Source organism: Streptomyces sp. NPDC048523, assembly GCF_043199815.1.
GTDB lineage: Bacteria > Actinomycetota > Actinomycetes > Streptomycetales > Streptomycetaceae > Streptomyces.
Genome location: NZ_JBICWQ010000001.1, coordinates 779,537 through 803,849, shown reverse-complemented (window position 1 = coordinate 803,849; position 24,313 = coordinate 779,537). Strand labels below are relative to the sequence as shown.

Annotated in this window: 18 protein-coding genes and 1 pseudogene; 7 read left to right on the top strand and 12 right to left on the bottom strand. The window is 70.9% G+C overall.

Annotated elements, in window-relative coordinates; all coding sequences use genetic code 11:
• Positions 1–42: 42 nt before the first annotated feature.
• The 3 genes and pseudogenes from ACGFWE_RS03655 to ACGFWE_RS03645 all read right to left on the bottom strand — a co-directional run.
• Positions 43–1,554 (bottom strand): glycoside hydrolase family 43 protein, encoded by a 1,512-nt coding sequence (locus tag ACGFWE_RS03655; RefSeq protein ID WP_393597581.1) that lies wholly within the window; start codon positions 1,552–1,554, stop codon positions 43–45.
• A gap of 208 nt (positions 1,555–1,762) precedes the next feature.
• Positions 1,763–2,398 (bottom strand): DUF4986 domain-containing protein, encoded by a 636-nt coding sequence (locus ACGFWE_RS03650; RefSeq protein WP_393597579.1) that lies wholly within the window; start codon positions 2,396–2,398, stop codon positions 1,763–1,765.
• A 299-nt stretch (positions 2,399–2,697) separates the two neighbouring features.
• A pseudogene (locus ACGFWE_RS03645) lies at positions 2,698–2,886 on the bottom strand (beta-L-arabinofuranosidase domain-containing protein); the annotation flags it as partial.
• 214 nt (positions 2,887–3,100) lie between these two features.
• On the opposite strand from ACGFWE_RS03645, the gene ACGFWE_RS03640 reads away from it, so the two are divergent.
• The gene (locus tag ACGFWE_RS03640; RefSeq protein ID WP_393597577.1) at positions 3,101–4,117 is read left to right on the top strand and encodes an enoyl-CoA hydratase/isomerase family protein; all 1,017 of its coding nucleotides are present in this window, start codon (positions 3,101–3,103) and stop codon (positions 4,115–4,117) included.
• Positions 4,118–4,163: 46 nt separating this feature from the next.
• Here ACGFWE_RS03640 and ACGFWE_RS03635 read toward each other — a convergent pair whose 3' ends face one another.
• Positions 4,164–5,177 (bottom strand): NADP-dependent oxidoreductase, encoded by a 1,014-nt coding sequence (locus ACGFWE_RS03635; protein WP_393597575.1) that lies wholly within the window; start codon positions 5,175–5,177, stop codon positions 4,164–4,166.
• Between the two features lie 139 nt (positions 5,178–5,316).
• Here ACGFWE_RS03635 and ACGFWE_RS03630 point away from each other — a divergent pair, with 139 nt between their 5' ends.
• Positions 5,317–5,790 (top strand): winged helix-turn-helix transcriptional regulator, encoded by a 474-nt coding sequence (locus ACGFWE_RS03630; RefSeq protein WP_393598919.1) that lies wholly within the window; start codon positions 5,317–5,319, stop codon positions 5,788–5,790.
• A 167-nt stretch (positions 5,791–5,957) separates the two neighbouring features.
• Here the strand turns inward: ACGFWE_RS03630 and ACGFWE_RS03625 are convergent, their stop codons facing one another.
• On the bottom strand, positions 5,958–6,458 hold the full coding sequence (locus tag ACGFWE_RS03625; protein ID WP_393597573.1) for a PaaI family thioesterase: 501 nt from the start codon (positions 6,456–6,458) through the stop codon (positions 5,958–5,960).
• Positions 6,459–6,563: 105 nt separating this feature from the next.
• Here ACGFWE_RS03625 and ACGFWE_RS03620 point away from each other — a divergent pair, with 105 nt between their 5' ends.
• From ACGFWE_RS03620 to ACGFWE_RS03610, 3 genes are all read left to right on the top strand, one after another.
• Complete coding sequence (locus ACGFWE_RS03620; protein ID WP_393597571.1) at positions 6,564–7,031, top strand: winged helix-turn-helix transcriptional regulator; 468 nt, start codon at positions 6,564–6,566, stop codon at positions 7,029–7,031.
• A gap of 364 nt (positions 7,032–7,395) precedes the next feature.
• Complete coding sequence (locus tag ACGFWE_RS03615) at positions 7,396–7,986, top strand: TetR/AcrR family transcriptional regulator (RefSeq protein ID WP_352384570.1); 591 nt, start codon at positions 7,396–7,398, stop codon at positions 7,984–7,986.
• Positions 7,987–8,138: 152 nt separating this feature from the next.
• Positions 8,139–9,005 (top strand): alpha/beta hydrolase, encoded by an 867-nt coding sequence (locus ACGFWE_RS03610; protein WP_352384572.1) that lies wholly within the window; start codon positions 8,139–8,141, stop codon positions 9,003–9,005.
• Between the two features lie 525 nt (positions 9,006–9,530).
• Here ACGFWE_RS03610 and ACGFWE_RS03605 read toward each other — a convergent pair.
• Entirely contained in the window at positions 9,531–10,109 is a 579-nt protein-coding gene (locus tag ACGFWE_RS03605; protein WP_352384574.1) for a TetR family transcriptional regulator, read from the bottom strand.
• A gap of 69 nt (positions 10,110–10,178) precedes the next feature.
• Between ACGFWE_RS03605 and ACGFWE_RS03600 the strand changes: the two genes are divergently transcribed.
• Positions 10,179–10,772 (top strand): dihydrofolate reductase family protein, encoded by a 594-nt coding sequence (locus tag ACGFWE_RS03600; RefSeq protein ID WP_352384575.1) that lies wholly within the window; start codon positions 10,179–10,181, stop codon positions 10,770–10,772.
• A 152-nt stretch (positions 10,773–10,924) separates the two neighbouring features.
• Here the strand turns inward: ACGFWE_RS03600 and ACGFWE_RS03595 are convergent, their stop codons facing one another.
• The 5 genes from ACGFWE_RS03595 to ACGFWE_RS03575 all read right to left on the bottom strand — a co-directional run bounded on the left by ACGFWE_RS03595 (position 10,925) and on the right by ACGFWE_RS03575 (position 22,500).
• Positions 10,925–12,352, bottom strand: coding sequence for a polysaccharide deacetylase family protein (locus ACGFWE_RS03595; protein ID WP_393597568.1), 1,428 nt, complete (start codon positions 12,350–12,352; stop codon positions 10,925–10,927).
• Between the two features lie 123 nt (positions 12,353–12,475).
• Positions 12,476–16,240, bottom strand: coding sequence for a helix-turn-helix domain-containing protein (locus ACGFWE_RS03590; RefSeq protein ID WP_393597566.1), 3,765 nt, complete (start codon positions 16,238–16,240; stop codon positions 12,476–12,478).
• Positions 16,241–16,359: 119 nt separating this feature from the next.
• The gene (locus ACGFWE_RS03585; RefSeq protein ID WP_393597564.1) at positions 16,360–18,051 is read right to left on the bottom strand and encodes a rhamnogalacturonan lyase B N-terminal domain-containing protein; all 1,692 of its coding nucleotides are present in this window, start codon (positions 18,049–18,051) and stop codon (positions 16,360–16,362) included.
• 97 nt (positions 18,052–18,148) lie between these two features.
• Positions 18,149–21,526, bottom strand: coding sequence for a S8 family serine peptidase (locus ACGFWE_RS03580; RefSeq protein WP_393597562.1), 3,378 nt, complete (start codon positions 21,524–21,526; stop codon positions 18,149–18,151).
• Positions 21,527–21,738: 212 nt separating this feature from the next.
• Positions 21,739–22,500, bottom strand: coding sequence for a ZIP family metal transporter (locus tag ACGFWE_RS03575; RefSeq protein ID WP_393597560.1), 762 nt, complete (start codon positions 22,498–22,500; stop codon positions 21,739–21,741).
• A gap of 171 nt (positions 22,501–22,671) precedes the next feature.
• On the opposite strand from ACGFWE_RS03575, the gene ACGFWE_RS03570 reads away from it, so the two are divergent.
• Positions 22,672–23,868, top strand: a complete 1,197-nt coding sequence (locus ACGFWE_RS03570; RefSeq protein WP_393597558.1) for a PP2C family protein-serine/threonine phosphatase — start codon at positions 22,672–22,674, stop codon at positions 23,866–23,868.
• Positions 23,869–23,910: 42 nt separating this feature from the next.
• Here ACGFWE_RS03570 and ACGFWE_RS03565 read toward each other — a convergent pair whose 3' ends face one another.
• Positions 23,911–24,285, bottom strand: coding sequence for an STAS domain-containing protein (locus ACGFWE_RS03565; RefSeq protein ID WP_352384588.1), 375 nt, complete (start codon positions 24,283–24,285; stop codon positions 23,911–23,913).
• Positions 24,286–24,313: the final 28 nt, after the last annotated feature.

Sequence of the window (24,313 nt, the reverse complement as noted above, 5' to 3'; positions counted from 1 at the left end):
GGCGTCCACGATGCGTCCTGTCGGTCGCGCAGCTGGGTCGGTTCAGCCTTCGAGAGGCTCGTAGTCGAACCAGTCGAAGTGGACGGTGCCTTCGGCGGCGTACATGCCGATGACCCGGCCGGTGAAGCCGCCGGCGACCTCGGTCGACAGATAGCGGCCGTCGAGGGACGCGAACTCGGTGAAGGTGCCGTCGGGTTGCTCGATGCCGAGGGAGACGACGTCGGGTCCGGTGCACGGTCCGTGCGGAGGCGGTGGGTCGCTGATCGTGACGGCGAGGACCAGTGGCCCGGCGGGTACGGAGCCCTCGGCCACGACCGTGCGCAAGGAGCCGACGCGCGCGATCACCCGTACGTCCGTCCCGGACGCCTCGATCGCGTAGTGGTGCCGTTCGTCCAGCCGGACGGCGAGGCCGCCGCGGCCCTGCGCCGGGTCGACGAGGGTGCGGGCCCGGCAGGTGAGGTGCTGCTGGCGCCGGCCGGTGAACACCACGTCGGGCTCGTCCAGGGAGCCGCCCCGGGCGCGGAGCGTCAGCCATCCGGGGCGCTCCTTGGTGGTGCAGAGCTCGGGGTCGCGGTCCCGGACGGAAATCCAGGCCGGTCCGAGCTCGCCGAGTTCGAAGTCGTCGCGCCGTTCCTCGGCGGGCGCGGGGGAGAGCGGCCAGGGGAGCTCGAGCGGCTCCAGGGTGACCTCGCCGACGACCGGCCAGCCGTCCTCCCAGGTCACCGGCGCCAGGAAGGTCTCCCGGCCGAGCACGTGCCAGCCGGGGGTGCCACCGCGTGGCCGTACGCCGAGGAAGACCATCCACCAGGAGCCGTCGGGCGCCTGGACCAGGTCCGCGTGGCCGGTGTTCTGCACGGGGTGGTCGGTGCCGCGGTGGGTGAGGACCGGGTTGGCGGGGCACGCCTCGAACGGACCCTGGGGGCTACGGCCGCGGGCGATCGACACGCCGTGGCCGCGCTCGGTGCCGCCCTCGGCGATGAGCAGGTACCAGTAGTCGCCGATCCGGTACAGGTGCGGCGCCTCCGGGGCCTTCGCGCCGGGGCCGCCGGACCAGAGTTTGCGGGGGGTTCCGTACGTCTCACCGGTGGCCGGGTCGAGGCGGACCTGCGACACCCCGGCGACCGTGCACCAGCAGGTGCCGTCCTCGTCCCAGGCCAGGTCGGGATCGATCCCGGGCACGCCCGGCGCCGGGACGGGATCCGACCAGGGGCCGGCCGGGTCGGTGGCCGTGACGACGAAGTTGCCACCGCCCTCGCTGCAGTTGGTGACGATCAGCCAGAAACGGCCGTCGTGGTGGCGCAGGGTGGGGGCGTAGATGCCGCCCGAGGACGCCATGGAGGCCGGCAGACGCAACTGCTCCGGCCGGTCCAGCGCGTTGCCGATCTGCCGCCAGTGCACCAGGTCACGGCTGTGGAAGAGGGGTACGCCGGGGAAGTACTCGAAGCTTGAGCAGGCGAGGTAGTAGTCGTCGCCGACACGGCAGATGCTCGGGTCGGGGTGGAACCCGGGGAGCACGGGGTTGGCGGCGCGGGCGGGAGGGGTCTGAGGGGGCACCCTCGGTCGTCCTTTCGTCGAGTGAACGGCAGGGCGCTCAGCGAGCGTCCGGCTCGGTGCGCAGTGTCGAAGCGCTTCACTTGTAGGGGAAGTTAACGGACGTGTTTCTTGCGAAACAAGAGCAATGACAGAGCGAAAGTTTCTTGATCAGGGAAGATTGCCAGTGAGCAGGGGCGGCAGCGAGCGTCGATGCGCTTCGACAGTCGGGTCAGCGCACGAGGCGCTTTTCGCGCAGCCGGATGGTGGCCGCCGGACCGACCGCTTCGAAGCGCACCTCGACGGGCCCGGCGGAACGATCCGCGTGGAGCGGGAGCACTCGGGAGACTTCCTCGGCCTCGGCCTCGGGCGTGAGCGTGTCCATCACCTGCCCGTCGACCAGGACACGGGTCGGCCCGGCTCCGGCTGGGGGAAGGAGGCTCACCTGCAGGCCGGTGGCGGCCCGCCACCTCGCCCCGCCGGTGAGCTCCGACCAGGTGTCCTGCCTCTCGAACCGGTGGTCGCTCTCCGGCTGTTGCTCGCCCGCGGCAACGGCGTCGACCGTGCGGTCGTACAGCCGTTCCGGTTCCGCCACGGGGAAGTAGGGAATGTAGCGGGATTCGTGGATGCCGGCGAACGGGACGAGGACGACGGACTCACCAGGTCGTGCGTCCACATGCTCAAGGGCGAACGCCGGCCGGTCCGGGGCGAGTCGGCGCACAACGGCCGCCAGCTCGGAGGTGCTGCGGGCGAGTACGACGGGCAGGTGCTCCAGGGGACGCAGCGGGCCGCCGACGACGTGTCCCATCCGGGAGTCGTCGGCGAAGTGCCCGACCAGGTCACCTCGGTCGCCCTCGGCCGCGAGCACGGGGGCCGTAGCGGAACGACACCCACGGCGAGCCGTCGGGGAGCAGTTCCGCGCTGACACGCGGGCGAAGGCGCATGGTGATCGTGTGCCCTGCACGCCACTGCCGCTCCGGACGCACGTAGGTCAGGGGCCGTCCGCCTTCCCCGCGGCGCGTCGTGAGCGGGGCGTGCCCCCCCGGCCGGTGCGCCGTTGACACGGACCTGCGGCGGCCCGTCGTGCCAGCCGGGGACGCGTAGGTGGATCGCCAGGTGGCCGTCGAGGTCGCCGTCCTCGGCGGTGTACCCCAACTCACCGTATTTCGCATGGTTCTTCAGCCCGGTGCCGACGCAGCACCAGAAGCAGTTCTGGGGCGTCGACACCACGCGGTAGTGGCCAGGTCGCACGGGCGTGAAATACACCAGTCCGCCCTCGGGATGCAGAGACGACAGGATGTGGTTGACCGTCGCGCGCTCGTAGTTGCAGGTCTCGGGACCCTCAGGCGATTCCAGGGCGGCCCGAAGTCGTCGCGGGGGTGCACGTTCGCGTACGGAGTTGCCGCCGAATGATCGTGCGTGATCAGGAATCGCGATGCTGCCCCGGCCCGTCCGCCGACGCCTTGGCCGCCGACGAGCTCGTGGAGCGCTCCGGATCCTGTGTCAGGATCTTGAGGTGCCCACTCGCCCATACGACAGCCGGATTCGCGCGGAAACGGGATGACGACCGATGACCGACACCGTTGAGGCCGAGATTCTCGCCGACGTCCACCGGGGCGTCGGCCGCATCCTGTTGAACCGGCCCAAGGCACTCAACGCCCTGACGACAGACATGATCGTCGCCATCGACCGTGTCCTCGCCGGGTGGGAACACGCACCGCTGTCCGCCGTGGTGCTCGCCAGTACCGGCCCGAAGGCGTTCTGCGCCGGCGGAGACATCCGCGCGATCCGCGAGCACAGCCTCGCCGGGGACGCCGGGGCCAGTGAGCGGTTCTTCGCCACCGAGTACCGGCTCAACGCCCGGATCGCCGAGTACCCCGTGCCGGTCGTGTCGCTCATCGACGGCCTGTGCATGGGCGGCGGCCTCGGCCTGTCCGTCCACGGCGGCTTCCGCGTCGTCACCGAGCGCGCGGCGCTGGCGATGCCCGAGACCGGGATCGGCTTCTTCCCGGACGTCGGGGCCAGTTACTTCCTGCCGCGGCTGCCCGGAGCGATCGGCATGTACCTGGGACTGACCGGGCACCGGCTCGACGCGGCCGACGCCCTCTACACGGGCCTGGCCACGCACTTCGTCCCCACTCACCGCATCGACTCGGTCGGCGACGCTCTGGCCGACCGTCCCGGCGACCCCGTGGACGTGGTCCTGAACCGCCTCGCCGGCCGTTCTCCGGTGGCACAGAGCAGGCTGGCGGAGGTGCGCGAAGACGTGGACCGGGTGTTCGGTGCGCCGACCCTCGGCGAGATCGAGAAACGTCTGCGCCACCTCGATACCCCGTGGGCGGCGGCCACGTCGGTCGCCCTGGAGTCCGCCTCACCGCAGAGCCTGGAGATCACTCACGCCCTGCTGGCCCGGGGCAGGCAGCGCCCGTTGCGCGAGTGCCTCGACGCGGAACTCGCCCTGGGGCGGACCGTCATCCGCACACCGGACTTCCTGGAGGGTGTCCGCGCGGCCCTGGTCGACAAGGACCGCACACCGCGCTGGCAACGGCCGTCGCTCGACGTGGGGACGCTGCCGTACGGCTCGTAGGGGCACTGCGTTCGGCAGGGTCTCAGTCGATGCCGGGCGCCGACGGTCAGTCGTTGCCGGGCAGCATCGAGACAACGACCTTGCCGGCCTTGGTGCGGCCCTGCTCGACGTGTGCCATCGCCTCGAGCGTCCGGTCGAACGGGAAGGTGCTGTCGATGACCGGGCGGAGCTTCCCGCTGTCGTAGAGGGCGCCGAGCTCGCGCAGTTGGGAGCCGTTGGCCTGCATGAAGAAGAACTGGTAGCGCACGCCCAGCGCCTTCGCCTGCCTGCGGATCCTGCGACTGAGCACGCTCATGACCAGGCCCAGGAAGGAGGGAGCCCCGAGTTGCTTGGCGAAGTCCGCGTCCGGCGGGCCGACGACACTGATGGCCAGGCCGCCGGGCTTGAGCACGGTCAGCGATTTCTCGAGGTTCGCCCCGCCCAGGGAGTCCAGCACCAGGTCGTAGCCGGACAGCACCTTGGAGAAATCCTCCTTGGTGTAGTCGACGACGACGTCGGCGCCGAGGCTCCTGACCAGCTTCTCGGAATCGGTGCTCGCGGTCGTCGCCACGGTGGCGCCGAGGTGCTTGGCGAGCTGGATGACGGTCGAGCCGAGACCACCGGCACCGGCGTGGACGAGCACCTTCTGACCCGGCTTCACGTGGGCGCGGTCGACAAGAAGCTGCCAGGCGGCCAGGGCCACCAGCGGCACCGCGGCTGCCTCCTGGAGGGTGAGGGAGGCCGGCTTGGGCGCGACGTCGTCCATGTCGATCGCGATGTACTCCGCGAAGCCTCCGATCCGCTGGTCGCGCGGACGGGCGTAGACCTCGTCGCCGACTTCGATGCCGTGTACGGCGGAGCCGACCCGGGTCACGACTCCGGCGACATCGTGGCCGAGCACGAACGGAGGCTTGTGCTTGATGAGCTGCTTGAACTCCCCGTTGCGGATCATCTTGTCCAGCGGGTTGACGCTCGCGGCGCTCACTCTGACCAGAACATCGCGGTCTCCGACGCGCGGCTCGGGTACCTCGGCGGCGCGCACGCCGTCCTTGCCGTACTTCCCGACGACGAATGCCTTCATGCCGGCCGCCTTTCCATGTGCTCTTCCCGGTCGCCTGTGTGCTGGCATGACGCTACGTTCTGAGTATAGAAAAGTAAACTCAGGTGAAGTTAGAATCACCCCCATGGACACGAGGACCGAAGCTCCCCAGGACGTCGGCATGCATGCCCGTCTCGACCGGGATACGTCGAACTGCTCGATCGCCCGGACCCTTGAGGTCGTGGGGGAGAAGTGGACGATCCTGATCCTGCGCGAGGTCTGGTACGGCTCGTCCCGCTTCAGCGACTTCGAACGTGTCCTCGGCTGTCCCCGCAATCTTCTCGCCGCCCGGCTGCGGATGCTTGTCGAGGAAGGGATCCTGGTCACCGAGACCTACAAGGAGCCGGGTTCGCGGAGCCGGCCGAAGTACGTGATCACACCGAAGGGCGTGGATCTGGTCCCGGCCGTGATGGGGCTCCTGCAGTGGGGCGACCGCTACCGCGCCGACCCGGAGGGTCCGGCCGTACTGACACGGCACCGCGGATGCGGCGCGCGCGTCGACACCCGGATCCGCTGCGAACGCGGCCACGCCGTGCCGGCGGAAGACATCGAAAGCGTTCCCGGCCCCGCATTTCGTCTGAGGCCCGCGGAATGAGCCCGGCGCGGAGTGAGTCCAGCGTGCAATGAGCCCCGCGCGGGTTGCGCGAGAAGCCCACGGGCCGCGTCTGTCCGCGCGTGCTCACTCCGTCCGGGAAGCGCACGGGGCACCTGTCCGCGCCGCGGACGCGCGCGTGCCGGAGCTCGGCGGACAAGGTGCGGGAGTCACGCCCGGGGTGCGGGGACCGGGAAGAGCATGCAGCTGCTGGTGGCGTGGGCGAGGAGGCGGTCCGTGGCGTCGACCAACTGCGCCTGGGCGAGAGCCGTTTGGCGGCCCTTGCTGAGGACCGTGCCGATGGCGCGCACCGGGCCCGTGTCCACGGTGACCCGCCGCAGGAACTTCACGGTCAGGTCGAGCGATGTGTACGCCATGCCCTGCGGAAGCGTGGTCTGGACGGCGCAGCCCGCCGCCGAGTCGAGCAGCGTGGCGAAGACGCCGCCGTGCATGCTGCCGATCGGGTTGTAGTGCTCCTCGCCCGGTGTCAGCGAGAAGACCGCCCTGCCGGGCTCCACCTCGTCCAGGGTGAAGTCGACGGTGTAGTTGATCGGCGGCGCCGGCAGCCGCCCCGCCATCAGCTCACGCAGGAAGTCGATGCCGGCCATGCGCCCGGCGGCCTCCGCCGCGATCGCAGGATCGTCCCATTGATACGTACGCGTTCGCCCCACGGTCCGGCGCCCTTCGCTCTGACTGTCAGCTGACTTTCTCAAATGAAGCTAGATGTGCGCTCCACTGACTGTCAATGGCGAAGTCAGGTCCTCTACGATGGCGGGATGGAGTGGCTTGAGGCGAGCACGGAGAACTGCCCCGTCCAGCGCACGCTCGACGTGATCGGGGAGAAATGGACGCTGCTGATCCTGCGTGACGCCGTCAACGGCGTCCGCCGCTTCGACGACTTCCACCGTCACATCGGCCTGTCGGAGGCCGTCCTCAGCGACCGACTCCGCAAGCTGACCTCGGCCGGCATCCTCAGGACCGTCCCCTACCAGGAGCCCGGCAGCCGCTCCCGCAACGAATACCGCCTGACCCACAAGGGCTGGGACCTCTGGCCCGTCCTCATGGCGCTGACCCAGTGGGGCGAGACCTACGCCCTCGGCTCCGAGGGCCCCGTGCTGGACGTGCGCCACACCGAGTGCGACGCCCCCGTCCGCGTGGTCGTCGAGTGCTCCGCGGATCACTCAGCTCTCACCGCCCGCGACGTCACCGCCCGGCTGGGAACAGGCGCCCGCCTCCGGTCGTGAGCCGTCGATCTCGCGGGGGCGGGGACGGGTATCGGGACCGGCGGATGCCGACGCCGGGTGTCCCCCACGTTTGCGGGCGCGGCGACGCCTTCAAAACCGGCTGAGGTGGCCGGGCCGCGTTCCTGGCCGGCCCGCGCGGTGCTGGCCTCTTTGCCCGACGCTGTCCCCGACTTCGCCGCCGCGTCGGCCGACCGGTCAAGGTGCTGGAGGTTCGCGTGTTCAAGGTGGCGACCTCGCGACGCTCTTCGCTCAGCTGCAGTCCTGAGCGGGCACGCCCCTCCTTTGGATTACGTTCGCAATACCATACACTGGCGCAGTCGGTAAAGGGCAACCGGCCCTCTGGGTCGGCGAGGGAGCGTGTGCTGTGGTGCGGTACGGAAAAGAGCACAAGTCGGAGACGAGGCGGCGGATCATCGAGACGGCGGGCCGCCGGTTCAAGCAAGACGGTATCGACGGCTCCGGGGTCTCGACCCTCATGAAGGACGCGGGGCTCACCAACGGGGCCTTCTACGCCCACTTCGCATCGAAAGAGGACCTCGTCACCACGGCGATCGCCGACCAGTTGAAGGTGCAGGCCGAGAGTGTTGTCGAGCAGGCCGCACCTGGGCGTGCCGGACTCGAGCAGATCGTGCGGGGATACCTCTCGCCCCAGCACCGTGAAATGCTTGGCGACGGCTGCCCCAACGCCGCTCTGCTCGACGAGATCGGGCGCTGCGCCGACGCGACCAGGCAGGCGTACACCGACGGGGTGCTGATCCTCGTCGAGGGTATTGCCGCCCGCATCGCCCCCGAAAACCCTTCCTCCGCCCGTGTGAAGGCGCTCGGCCTCCTCGGTCTGATGGCTGGAACGCTGCAGCTGTCCCGCGCCTTGACCGACAGCCGGCTCGCCGAAGAACTCCTCGAACAGGGCGTGAACAACGTCCTCGCCCTACTGGACGCCGGGCAGCGCGTCTGACGCGGCGGATCATTGTGGTGTGCGGCTCACCTCTTGCGGCTACATGAAATTACGGTCATGCTTTAAAAGTCGTCGACCTCTACGGGGCTTTTGTCGTCGGCCGAACTGACTGCAACCGCAGTGCAGAACCCCACATGCAGGAGGGCACGGTCATGAACGACGCCCAAGAAGTACGAGGCGACGTGGTGACGTCGTACAAGAAGGCGCCCACCCGCACCCTCACCGCCGGCGGAGTGACCTTCGCCTACCGCGACCTCGGTCCGAAGACCGGCATCCCCGTGGTCTTCATCACCCACCTTGCCGCGGTCCTCGACAACTGGGACCCCCGGGTCGTCGACGGCATCGCCGCGAGGCATCGGGTCATCACCTTCGACAACAGGGGTGTCGGCGCCTCCAGTGGTACGACGCCGAGAACCATCGAGGAGATGGCGAGGGATGCCGTCACCCTCATCCGGGGACTCGGGTTTGAACAGGTCGACATCCACGGCTTCTCGATGGGCGGCATGATCGCCCAGGTGATCGCGCAGGAGGAACCGCGGCTCGTCCGCAGGCTGATCCTCACGGGTACCGGTCCGGCGGGTGGCGAGGGCATCAAGAACGTGACCCGGCTGTCCCACCTCGACACCGTCCGGGGTCTGCTCACCCTGCAGGATCCGAAGCAGTTCCTCTTCTTCACCCGCACCGCGGGTGGACGTCGAGCCGGGAAGCAGTTCCTGGCCCGGCTCAAGGAGCGCACCCACGACCGGGACAAGGCGATCTCTCTCCCTTCGTACTTCGCCCAGCTCAAGGCCATCCACCGCTGGGGGCTCGCGCAGCCGCAGGACCTCTCCGTCATCCATCAGCCCGTATTCGTCGCCAACGGCGACAACGACAGGATGGTGCCGACGAAGAACTCGTTCGACCTGGCCCGGCGACTGCCGAACGCCGATCTGGTCGTCTACCCCGACGCCGGCCACGGAGGCATCTTCCAGTTCCACGAGCAGTTCGTGTCGGAAGCCCTGGACTTTCTTGAGCGGTAGGGGGAGTCGGGGGGCGGACGGACACCGGTGATCGCGTGCGGGCTCAGTTCAACGGCCTCGCGCGCATCGCCCGTCGGGCCCGCACGATCGACGTCGGCGGGGTGCCGTTCGCCCACCGCGAGCTCGATCCGACCGGTGGTGTTCCGGTGGTGTTCCCGCATCACCTGATGCCGCCGCCGGTGATCACGTTCGACAACCGCGGGGTCGGCGCGTCCGGGGGGTCCGTACCGACCGACGCCGAGGGCATGGGCCGCGAAGGACTACCTCGCCCGGCCCAAGGAACGCACTCGGAATCGCGACGAAAAAATCTCCCTGCAGGCTCGACTCGCGCAGCTGAAGGCCATCCGCGCGGCCGGGCTGCACGCATCCGACGACCTCTCGGTGATCACCCAGCCGGTCTTCGGCGCCAACGGTGATCACGACCTCGGATCAGTGGAAGGGAGCAAGGGCGGGCACGCGCCGCGGCCGGTCCGATCCAGCCCGCTTCCTCCCCAGTCGGCTGGGGCCATTCTGGAGCCGCGCCGTCTATTCCGCTGCCACGATGCGCTCCACGGCGGCCGTCACCAGGTGTTCACGCTCTGCCTCCGTGAAGACGTCCGGCAGCGTGAGCTGCTCAACGATCAGCCAGTTCAGCGTCAGGATGAGCAGCTTGACCGCCGTGGCGTCGCCCGGGAGGCCGGAGGCCTCGTGATAGGCGACGTTGGCGTCGACGTCGGCCCGCACTCGTTGCGTGAGGACCTTGCGTAGTTCGGGGCGGCGGGTGGCTTCGAGGCGGAGTTCCAGCAGCGCGAGGTAACCGGTGCGGAAGGAGGCGATGCGGCCGACGAGTTCCCGCATCAGCTCCGCATAGGTTTCCCGATCGCGGCCGGCCGCCTGTTGGCGAGCGATCGTGGCCTCGTCGGGCTGGAGTCGCTCGTAGACCCGGGCGCCGGCGTGAGTGAGCAGGTCGTCGCGGTTGGCGAAGTAGTTGGACGCCGTACCGGCGGGCACTGCTGCCTCGGCATCCACAGCCCGGAAAGTCAGGCCGCGTGCGCCTTCCCGGGCCAACACCTCGATCGCCGAGTCCACGAGGGCCGCACGCCGCTGGTCGTTCCGTCTCACCATTGACACCACTCCACATGTAGTACTACGTTCAAACCACTTCAAGTAGAGTACTACGTGTGAGGGATGGCTATGCGGAAGCTCGTGTACTACATCGGCGTCTCGCTCGACGGCCGCATCGCCGGCCCCGGTGGCGAGTTCGACTTCTTCCCGCAGGGCGATGAGCAGCAGGCCGCCGCCTACTCGACCTGGATGACCGCGCTGTACCCGGAGACCATCCCGACCGCCTACCGCGCGGCCGTCGGCGTTGCCGACGCGCCCAACCGGCGTTTTGACACCGTCGTCATGGGTCTGGGTACCTACCGTCCCGCCCTCGACAACGGGATCACCAGCCCGTACGCACACCTGCGCCAGTACGTCGTGTCCAGCACCCTCAAGCCGGACACCGACCCAGCCGTCACCGTCGTACCGAGCGACCCGCTTTCCCTCGTCCGTGAGCTCAAGGGCGAGGTGGGCACCGGCCTGGACATCTGGCTCTGCGGGGGCGGTCGGCTCGCGGGCACCCTGCTGCCCGAGATGGACGAGCTGCTGATCAAGACGTATCCGGTCGTTGCCGGTGCCGGGATCCCGGTGGTCGACGGTGCCTTCGACCCCACCGCCTTCGACGTCGCCGAGCGCACCGCGTTCCCCAACGGGGTCACCCTGACCTGCCTCACCCGGCGCTAGGCGGTTTCGATTCAGCAGTTCGGGGATGCCAACAGGCTGTAGACGGCGCGGGTCGTGGTACCGACCTCGGATGCCGCCCCGCGGAGGGAGAGATGGTCATGGACTTCTCCGCGACGCGCCGCCCCCGGCCCGCCCCTCCGCATCCGGCTGCGTCACATCGTGGCACGCAGGTGGCTGACGGTGACGAAGTGGTAGCCGCGGGCGGTGAGGGTGCGCAGGATCTCGGGGACGGCTGCGACCGACGTGGGGTGGATGTCGTGCAGGAGGACGACATCGTCGGGGTGGGCCTGGGTGATGACGGTCCGGGCGACCTTGGCGGGGTCGCGGTACTTCCAGTCCTCGGTGTCCACGTCCCACAGCACGGGGGAGAGGCGGGTGGCGGCCCGGACCACGGGGCTGATCGCGCCGTAGGGAGGACGGAACAGCGTGGGGGTCGTGCCGGTGGCGGCCTTGACGGCGGCGCTGGTGCGGTCCAGCTGGGAGGCGATCTGCTCGCGGGTGAGCCGGGTGAGGTCGGGGTGGTTCCAGGAGTGGTTGCCGACCTCGTGGCCCGCCTTCGCCTCGGCGCGCACGAGGTCGGGGTGGGCGGCGACGTTCTGGCCGACGGTGAAGAACGTGACGCGTGCCCGGTACTGGGCGAGGTAGGTGAGCAGGGTCGCGGTCTCCGGGGCGGCGGGTCCGTCGTCGAAGGTCAGGGCGAGGCACTTGACCTTCTCGCAGTCGGTGTCGTCGTCCCCGGAGGCGGTGCGGGTGGGGACGGCCGGGGCGGGGACGTGGGGCGCGCCCAGGTCGAGCGACGGGCTGGGACTCACGGTCTGCCGCTGGGCGCGCTTGCCGAACCCGGACAGCCACGGCGTGATCGTCGCCTCGGGGAGGGTGACCGTGTAGGCCCCGGCGGGCGGGGCGCCCACCTCGCCGCGGTCGAGGTTCACCCGCAGTGCGCCGTCGGCGGTGAAGTCCATGTCGTCCAGGGCGGCTGCCCGGGCCTCGGGGCCGGAGAGCGTGGCGTCCAGGGTGGCGGCATCCACGCCCTCCCGGCCCCTGAGCTGATCCTTCACCGCGGCGACGAAGGCGTCCCGGGAGGCGCCGGCGACGAGTCCAAGGGCCGTGCGGGACGCGCCCGCCCTGCCGTCGTACCAGTACGTCGCCGCGGACTGTCCGTCCGAGGCGGCACTGTGGTCCTGCGTGGTGAGGCGGACGCCGAGCACGTCGCCGGAGGCCACCAGGAACTGGTGGCTGATGTTGAGCTCGCCGCCCGCCACGCTGTCCGAGCCGTCCGAGCACGCCCCGGAGCGGAAGATCGCCAGGCGACGCTCCACGTCCTTCTTCATCGTGGCCGTCATCGCCTCCGCGCCCGGCACGTCCGGATAGCTGGTGGCGAAGGGGCAGGAGCTGTTCTCGCTGTTGTCGTCGACGATCTCCAGGCCCTTGATCTTCGACGGGTCGACCGTCCGGACCGGGGACGGTGACGAGCCGGGCCGTGCGCCGTCCGTGACCGGCGGTTCGGACGTGCCGTGCGCACAGGCCGAGGTGAGCGAGCCGAGCAGCAGGAGGGCGGGGAGCAGGGTGCGAGAGCGCATGTGACCAGAACCTGGGGAGAGGAGGACCGGCCGCCGCGTCCGAGTGACGCGACGGCCGTTGTGATCTCCGATCGTTCTGGTCAGGGGTGTTTTTCAGCGAGCCCCGGGGTCGTGGTGAACAATTCAGTGCGCTGCCGGGCAGACCTGCCGGTACGGCGCGTCGGGGACGTACCGCCGCCACTGCGCCCGCGTCAGTCCGCCACCGGCGCGTTCGCAGATGGCGCGGACGGCCGCGTCGGGGGCGACGGGGTGGCGTTGCAGCACCACGTCGGGGCCGGCGGCGTAGACCGTGCCGTCGTCGCGTCCGAAGGCGAGGGAGCGGATCTCGTCCCCGGGTGTGGGCAGGTCGCCGCCGAGGAGCCGCTGGCCCGCGGTGTCCCACAGGCGGAGGGTGCCGTTGGCTCCCCCCACGGCGAGGGTGCTGCCGTCGGCGGAGAAGGCCAGTGCGCCCACGGCCTCGGTCAGGCTGGGCGGAGCGGTGTCTGCGGTGCCGGTCAGGACACCCGTGGCGTGCCGCAGGTCGGCGTCCCAGAGCGTCACGTGCCCGGTCGTGTCGCCGACGGCGAGGCGGCTGCCGTCACGGCTGAAGGCGAGGGCGGTGACCTGACGGCCGTCGGCGAGAGCCCATCCGGTGACCTTGCCGGAGGTCAGGTCGGCGTACTGGTCCAGGTCGCCGACGAGGAGCCGGCCGTCCGGCCGCACGGCCACGGCCTGCCCGAAGAGGCCGTGCAGGGTCCGCGGGGCGCGGTGGGTCCGGGTGTCCCAGACCTCCGCCGCCTCGCCGTCGCCCGCGGAACGAACGGCCAGCAACGTGCGCCCGCCGGTGCCCAGGGCGAGCGCGGAGACCGGGCGGTCGGCCGCTCCGGAGGTGGTGAAGCTCGTACGGACCGTATGGGCCCGTACGTCCCACACGGTGAACCGCAGCCGCAGGGAGCCGCCCGAGGAAGTGGTGTCGGCGACGGCGAGCGTCCGGCCGTCCGGGCTGAAAGCCGGCACCGGGGTGTCCTCGCCGGTGTCGTCCGGCAGGGGACCGAGCGTGCTCCGGGCGAGGACCGCGCCGCTGCCGGTGGAACGCAGGTCGAGGCGGTAGCCGTGCCCGGACCGGGTGACGGTGGCGAGGGTGGTGCCGTCCGGGTCGAGGAGCGTGGCGTCGGCCGGGGTGCGCTGCCAGGGGGCGGCGAGGCGGTCGGTGAGGTCGAGGGTGTGGACGGTGGCGCGGTCGAGGTAGCGCAGGGTCCGGCGGCCGTGGTCCGGGGTCCATGTCAGCCCCCTGACCTCCGCGCCGGCCAGCGGCCGGTGGAAGATCTGCCCGCCCCCCGTCGCCAGCCGCCACACGGCGATCTCCTGGTCGTCGGTCGTGGCGAGGAACTCTCCGTCCGGGGAGAGGTCGGCCTGGGCGAAGCCCGTGGTGCCGCCGCCGGCGAAATCGGCGATGACGCGCCCACTGCGGACGTTCCAGACGGTGGCCGCTGTGCCGTGGGCCACGGCCAGCGTGCTGCCGTCCGCGCTGAGGCGCAGCAGCCGCTCCCCGCCGTCGGCTCCCGTGCCGGTGCCGCAGACCAGGGCGTCCGCCTTGTCCCACTCCCCGGACAGCCGCCTGCCGCGCACGGTGTCCCACACCTGCGGTGGGCCCTGGGCGGGACAGAGCGCGGCCAGGCGGCCGCCGGGGCCGAGGGCCGACGTGGTGATGGTGCGCGAGACACCGGTGGTGAAGAGGACCCTGCCGTCGTCCGTCCGCCGGACCTGCACCTGGCCGGGCCCGTCGATCGGCTGGGTGAGGTACGCGTCCCCGTCCGGCGTGGTCGCCCCGATCTCCGTATCGCCCAGATCGGCGGCGGACCTCCCCTCGGGGAGGTTCCACAGGGTGTCGTCGGCCGCCCCGGTCAGGACGAGGAAGCGCCCGTCGGGGCCGACGTCGGACGCCTCGGTGCCGCTCGGCAGGCGGTAGGCGCCCGTGCGACGGTGCCCGGCCACGCTCCAGGCGGTGACACGGCTGCCGTCGGCCCTGAGCAGGGTGCGGCCCCGGTCGGTGAGGAAGCGCCGGACGTCCTCGCCGGCCTGCGGGTCGGTGAAGGCGTCCCGTTCGGGCTGGGCGAGCGCGCCCAGCAACGCCGAGCGGGACTCGGTCAGCGGCGCGATCCGCCACGCGGCGGCGCCGAGCAGGGACGCGGTACGGGGATCGGTGGCGCGCAGGCTCTCGGCGACGGTGGCCAGGCGCCGGGCGGCGGCCTTGGCGGACTCCTCCTCGCTCACCCGCTCGCGCTGCCAGGCGACGAGTCCCGCGGTCAGCGCGAGCACGAGGAACACGCACAGACCGATGGCGAGGGCCCGTGTGCGGCGGGCGGCGCGCGTCCCGGCGTCCCGCTCGGCGGCACGGGCCGCGGCCGAGGCGGTCAGGAAGGCCCGCTCCAGCCGGGTGAGGTCGTCGTTCTCCTCCGCCTTCTCCTCTTTCTCCTGCTGCCCACCGAATTTTTCCCGTTGCCTGCCGAACAGCTCCTCGGCGCGGTCCAGTCGTGCCCCCCGGTACAGCGCGCCGGGATCACGGTCCAGCTCCTCCCAGGCGCGGGCGGCCTCCCCGAGGATCCGCTGGGCGCGCAGCCGCTCCCGGCCCTCCTCGATCCAGCCGGCGAGCCGCGGCCAGCCGGTGATCAGCGCCTCGTGGGCGAGTTCCACGGTGTCGCCGTCCAGGGTGACCAGGCGGGCGGCGGCCAGACGTTCCAGGACGTCCGGCGCACCGGGTCCCAGCTCGGACCGCGATGCCGGGCGGCGCGTGTCGGCCGTACGGTCGCCCGGGGCGATCAGCCGCAGCAGGATGCGCCGGGCGGTACGGGTCCGGCCCTCGTCCAGGTCGCCGTAGACCTGCTCGGCCGTGGCGGCGATCGCCCCGCGCACGCCGCCCGTCTCCTCGTATGCGGCCAGCGTCAGCGTGCGGCCCCGGCGGCGGCGCCATGTCTCCAGCAGGGCGTGCGAGAGCATCGGCAGCGCGCCCGGCCGGTCGCCGACCTCCTCGGCGATCCGCGCGGTCAGGATCCGCTCCACGTTGAGCCCCGCCGCAGTGGCCGGACCGGTGACGACCTCCCGCAGCTCGTCCGCGTTCATCGGCCCGACCAGCAGGTTGGCGTGAGCGACCGACTCCGCCAGCTCCCGGTGCTCGGCACAGTGGCCGTAGAAATCACCGCGTACGGCGACCACCACCCGCAGCCGGCTCTCCGGCTCACGCGCGCGGAGCAGCAGGTCCAGGAAGCCGTCCCGCTCCTCCCGGTCGTGGCAGAGCGTGAACAGCTCCTCGAACTGATCGACGATCACCCAGGTGTCCAGCTCACCGTCCTGGGGAACGAGCGCCTGCCGGTGCGTGTGGGCGGGCCGCTCGCCGGGGGTGAGAACCCGGACCACGGCCGGGCGGGCGGCCCCACCGTTGTCCCGCAGCAACGGAATGAGGCCCGCTCTCAGAAGCGAGGACTTGCCGCTGCCGGAGGGCCCGAACACCGCCGCGAACCGGTGCGCGTGCGCCAGGTGCAGCAGCTCGCGGACCAGTTCCGCCCGGCCGAAGAACAGGTCGCTGTCAGCCGGTTCGAAGCGGGCCAGCCCACGGTACGGCGCCCGCTCGTCGGCCCTGGGTGCCCGCAGCTCGGTGTCCGCCTCCCGCCAGCGGGCCGCCCATTCGTCCGGGTCGGCGTCGAGCGCCTCCGCGTACGCGCGCACCACCGGCAGTGTCGGCAGCTGGTCGCCGGCCGCGGCCTGCGACAGCGCGGTCGTGGAGTAGCCGGCCCGCTCGGCCATCTCCCGGTACGGCGGCTTGCCGGCCTTCTCCCGCAGCAGGCGCAGGTCGTGCGCGAGGCGCTGGACCGGGCCGGCACCCGGGTCGACCGGTTTCTCTCGTCGGCCCACCTGGTGGCACCTTTCAACCCGCGAGCAACTCTCGAACAACCCTGGAACACAAAACGGAGCTCAACCTACGTTTTCAGTCATCCGCAGGCAATCCCGGTCCATCACGCGAGAACGCCTGCTCAGGGCAGCAGCTCGATGGCGTCGTAGGAGACCCCGGGGCTGAGGTAGGCGGTGCCGCCGGAGCCGCTGACGATGTCGATCGTCAGCTCCTGGTAGGCGTCGGCGGACCCGGCCCAGGCGCTGGCCGGGATGGCGTAGCTGTAGGTGTGGTTGGTTCCCCGGTAGGAGCCGACGGTCAGGGAGCGGGTCGTGGGTTCCTTGGCGGGCTGGGGGACGGCGGAGACCCAGTCGTTGACCTTGATCCGGGGCCTGCCGTTGGCGAACGCGGTGGTGATGCCGATGTTGAGGGTGTGGCCGGAGGCCAGCTGCTGCTGCGTCAGCCTGAAGCGGATCTTCAGTGTGTTGTTGATGTCCGCCCACTGGTAGCAGGGGAAGTCCGTCGCCGAGGAGGAGCCCACCGTGTGGACGCCGGTGGCCCAGGGCCTCGCCCGCGCGTCGGAGGGGTGCATGGTGGTCATGAGGGAGGCGTTCTTGAAGCCGCCGGGGGTGCCGGTCCAGTTGCCGATGCGCCAGATCGCGGGGTTCCGGCTCGGGTCTGCGGTGACCTTCAGCGTGTGCAGGGCCGTCGTCCTCCCGGCCGTGACGGTGACGGACTCGGTGTGGACGGCGAGTTCGTCCTTGTACACGGTGAGCGTGTAGGTGCCCGGGAGCATGTACGGGGAGAGGAAGTGCCCGGTGGCCGCGTCGGCCTTCGCCCAGTACTGGGCGGCGGCGTTCGCGAAGCCCACGGTGTAGGCGTGGCCGTCGCTCCGGCCGCTGATGCCCACGCCGGCGACCCGTCCGCGACCGGCGCGGCCGACCCAGCCGACCAGGCCCAGACCGTCGGCCCAGGAGGTGTCGATGACGTCGTGGGAGAGGGAGCGGGCGGGTGCGCCGCCGTCGGTGAAGGCGAGGACGTAGGGGCCCTGGAGGCCGAAGCGCATCGGCTCGGTCTGGTTCTCGCCGTAGTGGAGGATCTCGTACAGCCCGGCGCCGTCCTCGTAGTGGTGGCGCATGAGCGAGCGGTAGAAGGGGCCGCCGGAGGCCTTCTCGTGGTTGCTGCGCACCATCCACATGCCGGTCCTGCCGTCGCTCCAGCCGACGTGGTCGTAGTCGATGACGCGCTGGTTGGAGTAGTGCTTGGAGCGGGTGGTGCCGTTCGGCTTGCGGCGGATGTCCTGGGCCTCGATCAAGGTGTCGGTGCGCGCGTCCCAGGTGTCGGGGTTGTTGTTGGGGAACAGGCCCGGCCTGACGCGGACGATGTAGCGGGTGGCGGTGATGGAGGCGTCCGCCTTGTTCGTCCACATATAGACGTTGTTCTCGCCCCGGCGGGCGGCGTAGTAGTGGTGCATCGTGCCGTGCACGACGGTGACCAGGACCGTGTCGCCGGCCTTGCGGATGCTCACGGACGAGGCGCCGAGACCCGTCTCGACCTGGGAGTTGCGGTTGCCGTAACCCTGGTACTCCGTGCCCTTGTGGACCAGGGAGGTCAGGTCACCGTTGCGGTGGTCGACCTTGAAGACCAGGTCGGCGCCGGTGGTGATGACGTAGGCCCGTCCGTCGTCGCGGTACCCGAAGGCGCTGGGTGCCGCGTCGGCGCTGGCGAGCAGGGGGCCGGCGACCGCGGCGCCCCCGCCGAGGACGAGTCCGCCGGCGGCGGTTCTGAGCAGGACGTCGCGGCGGGTCGGACGTCGGTGACCGTGTGCGGCCATGGTGGTTCCGTTCGTGAGCAAGAGACTGACGGGCTGGGATGTGCGCGGCGGTGGCGGCCGGACCGGGCCCGGAGCCACCGCCAGGTGTGCCTTCCGGTTACCGGACGGTGCGGTAGGCGTTGCGGATCGTGCCGGTGTAGGTGCTGCCGGCGGTGTCGGCGAGGTCTGCCCTGAAGGAGACGGTGCCGGGCCGCTTCGGGTTGGTAAGGGCCAGGTAAGCCTTGCCGCTCGCCGCGCCGTGCACGGTGACCGGCTTCCAGGTGCGCCCGCCGTCGTACGACACCCTCACCCTCAGCGACCTCAGGTGCCCCTTGGCCGCCGCCGGGCCCTGCAGGGACAGCGGGACGGTGATCCGGGCGCCCGCCTTCGCGGTGCCGGTCAGGCTCAGTTCCGGGTGGAAGCGGACGACGGACAGCGGCCAGGCGACCACCTGGGTCTCGGGCGTGTTCGCCGAGGTGAAGGTCCACACGCCCTCGACGTGGTCACTGATCCTGTAGCCCCTGCTGCGGTCGGCGGTGACGGACAGTTTGAAGCGCGCTGTCCCGGCCGGCAGGTTGGAGTAGGTGTTCGGGCACGTGTCCTCCGTGAAGTCGCCTATGACCTTGCTGCCGGAGGTGAGCCGGGTGTGGACGCGGACCTGCGCGGAGTACGAGAAGTCGCCTTGCCCGTCCGAGAACATCGGCACGCACAGCGCGTAGTACCGGCCGACCCGCAGCCCGCCCACGACCTTCGCCGGTGTCACGATCGGGCCGTGGACACCGCCGTCCAGCGTGACGCGGTACGCACGCTTCGGCTCGAAGCGGCGCGGGGTGGTGAAGGCGACCATGCCCTCGCCGTCCGTGCCGTTCTGCGTCCGGGCGCCCGGGTACCAGCGCATGCCGTGGTCGACGGACAGGTACTGCACGACGGACGAGGTCGGCGCCGGCCGCAGCGGCCCTTCGAGGGGTGAGACGACCTGGTCGAGCGATGGCCGGCCCGGTGTGCTCCACCAGCTGTTCGGCGCGGTTTCCGCCCTGGTCAGGGCTGTGGCGACGGAGGTGTTCACCCTGGCCATGCCCCGGGTGGAGGCGAAGGTACGGGTGAGGCCGTCGAAGAACCCGCCGGTGCGGGTGGTCACCAGGGCGTACGACGGTGACGTCGCGGTGCGCTGCCAGACGCCGCCGATCTGGGCGATGGCGGAGTTCGCGGGGCCGTTCGGGCCGACCTGGCCGAGGAAGCTGTCGTGTGTGTCGATGGACGTGCCGACGGAGAAGTCGTAGGCCGGTTCGGCACCGCGGGCGGCGAAGACGGCCTGGCCGTCGCGCAGGGTGGCCCGGCGGTCCGGAGCGGTCACCTTCACGGGTTTTGCCTTGCGTCCGTCGAGGGCGACCGTGCTGTCGTGGTCGAGTACGAGGTGCGGAGCGATCAACTGGACCGACTGTCCTGCCGGGGTGATGGTGGCGGCGCTGATCGCGTAGCGCCCCCGGGGCAGCCGCAGGGTGACCGTGCCGCCCCGTGCCTTTCCGTCGTCGTAGGGCGTGAACTGCTTGCCCGTGTCCAGTCCCGCCACGGTGACGTCCGGCTCGTTGTCGCGCTTGCCGTCCCGGCGCGTGGTGACCAGGGTCAGCGTGTGTGCCTCGACCTCGCGGTCGACCGCCACGGCGGTACGGACGCTGTGCCCGTCGCCGTGTGCGGTGATCACGCCGGAGTAGAGGCCGTCGGCGCCGCCGAGCCGGGTGTCGGCCGTGACCGTCGCCTGCGCGGTGCCACCGGCCGGGACGGTCAGCCGGGCGGGGGAGACGGTGAGCATGCCGGAGGGCGCCGTCTCCCCGTCGGGGCCGGTCGCGATGATGCCCAGGTCAAGGGTGACCGGCAGGGAGCCGTCGTTGCGGTACGTGACGGCCCTGGTGACCCGGGTGTCGTCGTTGTGCGGCCACGGGTCCGGGGTACCGAAGTCGACCGAGGACGGCTCGCTGCCGACGGTGGTTTCGATCGCCCGGGTCAGGTCGAGACGGCCGGCGCCGACGTCGTACGCGGTGACGCCGCTCAGGGGCTTCGCCGAGGCGGTGAGGGCGGCTTTGAGACGCTCGCCGGTCCAGTCCGGGTGCTCCTGGGCCAGGACGGCGGCGGCGCCGGCGGTGTGCGGGGTGGCCATGGAGGTGCCGGACATCGACACGTAGCCGGGCGCCTCGTCGTTGCCCTCGGTGCCGTGGGCGGCCTTCGCGGCGATGATGTCGACGCCGGGCGCGGCGATGTCCGGCTTGAGGTGGCCGTCGGCGGTGGGGCCGCGGCTGGACCAGGAGGCGATCTTGTCGTCGCGGTTCACGGCGGCCACCGTCAGGGCGGCCGCGGCCGATCCCGGGGAGCCGACGGTGGTGTCCGAGGGGCCGGAATTGCCGGCGGCTATGACGAACAGGGCGCCGGAGGAGGCCGACAGGTCGTTCACGGCCTTCTCCAGAGGGTCGACATCCGGGGTGTCGACCTCGCCGAGGCTCATGTTGACGACCTTGGCGCCCTGCGCCACGGCCCACTGCATCCCGGCGATGATGCCCGAGTCCTCACCGAACCCTGTGTCGTCCAGGACCTTGCCGATCAGCAACTCGGCCCCTGGAGCCACTCCCTGGTACTTCCCGCTGCTCCTCGCCCCGGAGCCGACGACGGTGGAGGCGACGTGGGTGCCATGACCCTGCCGGTCGTCGGCGGAGCCGGAGTCGGTGAAGTTCTTGGCCAGGAGGATCCTGTCCTTCAGATCCGGGTGGGTGGCGTCGATGCCGGTGTCCAGGACGGCGACCTTGACGCCCCTGCCGGTGTAGCCCGCCCTCCAGGCCGTCGGGGCACCGATCTGTGCGACCCCGCCGTGCGGGTCGGGAGCGACGGCGTCCTGCGCGCTGATCCTGACCCGGCCGTCGAGCCACACCCGGTCGATACCGGGGGCGGCGGTCATGGCGGCGCGGCCGCCGACGGAGTCGGTCAGCGCCCGCCACACCGTGCCGGCGTTGGGTTTGTCCGCGGTCAGCGCGTCGCCGTGGATGGCCGGCAGCCGGTGCGTGACCTCCGCCGCGGTGGCGAGGAGAGCTGCCCGGGCTCCCTGCTGCGCCCGGCTGGAGCCCTTGTAGGAGACGATCAGTGGTACCTGCGCCCGGTGGGTGTCGTCGTAACCGTCCTTGATCAGTTGCGTGACGTCGAACAGCCGGCGGTCCAGCCTGCCGCTGCCCAGCAGCCTCGTCGCGTCGAGCGGCACGACGTAGGTGTGGCCGGCGAAGTGCCGTACCGAATACCCGATGCCCTTACGGCCCTTGCCCGGCCGCACCTCGACCACCCGGCCGTGGCCGTCCACGGCGACGGTGTCACCGGTCAGCAGCGTCACGCGCGCGGGCTTGGTCAGGGCGCCCGGGGACACGGTGGGCGGGCCGTCCGACGTGATCGGTGCGGCGGAGGTGACCGTCGCGGTCGCGGTCAGGCCGGTCAGGGCCAGGACGGCGGCGATGCCGCACAAGGTCCTGGCGTGCCCGGTCGGTCTCCTCGTGGTTCGTCGGTGCTGGTGCCGCAAAGGAAGGTGCCTTTCCCCGTCATCGGTGCGTCGTCCGCAGGTCGCACCGACTCTGCAAGGTCGGGGAGTTGTTCAGCAGGCCCTGTCCAGCACTGAAAAACGGGAGTGCCGGTTGATGAGCGCCCGGTGGAAACCAGAGACGCGCACGATCCCCCCGGTCAGACGTGTGAGAGGGCGAAGGAGACCAGGAAGCCGCTCACGGTGATCAGTCCGATGGCCAGGTGGGCGTCCTCGAACGCCTCGGGGATCATCGTGTCGGCGACCATGGCGAGGATCGCGCCGGCCGCCACGGCGGTCACCGCGGCGATCCACGCGGGGGAGAGGGAGCCGACCACGGTGTAGCCGAGGACGGCCGAGACGGTGCTCGCGGCGGCGATCGCGGCCCAGACGCCGAAGACGTACCCCTTGGTGCGGCCGGCCTTCTTCATCCCCGCCGAGCTGGACAGTCCCTCGGGCACGTTGCTGATGAACACCGCCGCCACGGTGACCAGGCTGACCGCGCCGCCGTCGAGCAGGCTGACGCCGATCACCGCGGACTCCGGCACTCCGTCGAGCAGCGCGCCGAGCGCGAGCGCCGTCCCCGAGCCGCCCTGCTGGGCCTCCGAGGGCTGCGCCGCCGACTGCGCGTGACCGGAGCGCTTGCGGTGCCGGGCTCCCCGGCGGGCCAGCCACACGTTGCCCACGGTGTAGGCCAGGGCACCGACGAGGGTGCCGACAGCCGCGGGAGTGAGCCCCGCCTCGTCGTACGCCTCCCCGACCAGCTCGAAGGAGACCGCCGACAGCAGCACCCCGGCACCGAATGCCATCACGGTCGCGATCACCTTCTGCGGCACCCGCAGCCCGTACCCCAGCGCGGCACCGAGCAGCAGCGCCGAGCCCGCCACCAGACCCCACAGTCCAGCCTGTACCACTTCAGCCATGCCGACGCGTCTACCCGTTATGGATGTGGATCAACAGATGACCAGCACGGTTGTGCGGACAACGACACCCTGTGCCAGCCGTCCCGGCAGCTTTGACCAGCCAAGATGCCGGTACCAGGTGAAGGCGCTCAGATGCGGGGAAGAAGTTGCGGCAACCGATGGGAGGTTGTTGTGGAGGGTGGAGATCTGGAACTGGGCGAGTTGCTGGCCGCTGCGGAAGCGGCCCCGCCCAGTGAGTCCGTCGACGTAGTGGCCCGCGACTTGCAGAAGCGGTTCGGTGCGGAGCGGGTGTCGTTCCTCTTCGTCGACCTCATCGGTCAGCGGCTGGTGCGGCTCGCCGCGGCCGGCGCCGATGGCGGCACGGATCGTGCCGAGCCGATCGACCTGCAGGACAGCGTCTACGAGAAGGTGCTGCGCAGCCAGCGCCAGCATGTGGAACCGGACGGCCAGGGCGGACTGCGCGCCATCACGCCGGTCACCAACCGCGGCGACTGCATCGGCGTACTGGAGGTGACCCTGCAGTCCGCGGACGACACCGTGCTGGGGCAGGTCCGCGAGGCGGCGCACGCACTCGCCTACATCATCGTCACGGACGGGCGCTTCACCGACCTGTACCACCTGGGCCGGCGCACCACCGAGACCAGCCTGGCCGCCGAGATCCAGCACCAGCTGCTGCCCTCCGCCCCCTGCTGCGAGGCGGACCAGTTCACCCTCGCCGCCGGGCTGGTGCCGGCCGACGACATCGGTGGCGACACCTACGACTACACCCTCGACCGCGACACCCTGCACCTGTCCATCACCGACGCGATGGGTCACGACACGAACTCCGCGCTGCTGGCCACCCTGCTGGTCGGTGCGCTGCGGCGGTCCCGGCGCAGCGGCTGTGACGCTCTGGAGCAGGCCGACGACGCCCATCAGGCCCTGCTGAGCCACAGCCGCGGGCTGGCCACCGGGCAGTTGCTCTGCGTCGACCTGGAGACGGGCCTGTGCGAACTGGTCAACGCCGGGCATCCCTGGCCGCTGCGGCTGCGTGACGGCGTCGTCGAAGAGATCAAACTCGCCGTCAATCTGCCGTTCGGGGTGGCCACACCCGCCTCCTTCCAGCTCCAGGAACTGCAACTGCGTCCCGGGGACCGGCTGATCCTGCTCACCGACGGCATGCTGGAACGCGGTGCCGCGACGGCCGACCTGGCCTCGGTCATCCACGACACCGGCGCGCTGCATCCGAGAGAAGCCGTCCGGGCCCTGACCGCGGCGGTCCTCGATGCCTGCCACGGCAGCCTCAGAGACGACGCCACGGTCCTGATACTGGACTGGCACGGCGATCGCCGCAGACCGGTCGGAACCGGACCGGACCCACACCGCTGACCCGCAGCGGTCCGGTCACTTGATCGGCCGTGAACGCGGAGGTCAGGGGTTCAGGGCCTGCTCGAGTGTGGGATGGCAGGCGATGACGGTGTCCAGGCCGACGAGTTCGAGAACGCGTAGCACCGACTCCCGGGGGGCCGCCAGGCGCAGCCATCCGTGAGCCGCGCTGACCTGGTGGTGGATGTGGACGAAGACGTTGATGCCGGTGGAGTCCAGGAAGGTCACGCCGCTGAGGTCCGCCACGACACGAGGTGGCGGACCGTCGTCAGGGCCGTCCTCGGGCAGCAGGGCCGTGGTCAGTGTGTCCTTGACGTCGTGATCGATGTCTCCGTGCAGGGTCACCACGCGGATGCCGTCGACCGTGGAGTGCGCGACGGACAGCTGTCCGGGTCGGCCTGTTGGCGATATGTCGGTCACCGTTCCTCATCTGAAATCGGCTGCTGGG

Excerpts from the sequence above, each read along its gene's own strand:
- ACGFWE_RS03640 (WP_393597577.1), top strand. The coding sequence starts at position 3,101 with ATGACCGACACCGTTGAGGCCGAGATTCTCGCCGACGTCCACCGGGGC.
- ACGFWE_RS03635 (WP_393597575.1), bottom strand. The coding sequence starts at position 5,177 with ATGAAGGCATTCGTCGTCGGGAAGTACGGCAAGGACGGCGTGCGCGCC.
- ACGFWE_RS03630 (WP_393598919.1), top strand. The coding sequence starts at position 5,317 with ATGCATGCCCGTCTCGACCGGGATACGTCGAACTGCTCGATCGCCCGG.
- ACGFWE_RS03620 (WP_393597571.1), top strand. The coding sequence starts at position 6,564 with ATGGAGTGGCTTGAGGCGAGCACGGAGAACTGCCCCGTCCAGCGCACG.
- ACGFWE_RS03610 (WP_352384572.1), top strand. The coding sequence starts at position 8,139 with ATGAACGACGCCCAAGAAGTACGAGGCGACGTGGTGACGTCGTACAAG.
- ACGFWE_RS03605 (WP_352384574.1), bottom strand. The coding sequence starts at position 10,109 with ATGGTGAGACGGAACGACCAGCGGCGTGCGGCCCTCGTGGACTCGGCG.
- ACGFWE_RS03600 (WP_352384575.1), top strand. The coding sequence starts at position 10,179 with ATGCGGAAGCTCGTGTACTACATCGGCGTCTCGCTCGACGGCCGCATC.
- ACGFWE_RS03595 (WP_393597568.1), bottom strand. The coding sequence starts at position 12,352 with ATGCGCTCTCGCACCCTGCTCCCCGCCCTCCTGCTGCTCGGCTCGCTC.
- ACGFWE_RS03585 (WP_393597564.1), bottom strand. The coding sequence starts at position 18,051 with ATGGCCGCACACGGTCACCGACGTCCGACCCGCCGCGACGTCCTGCTC.
- ACGFWE_RS03575 (WP_393597560.1), bottom strand. The coding sequence starts at position 22,500 with ATGGCTGAAGTGGTACAGGCTGGACTGTGGGGTCTGGTGGCGGGCTCG.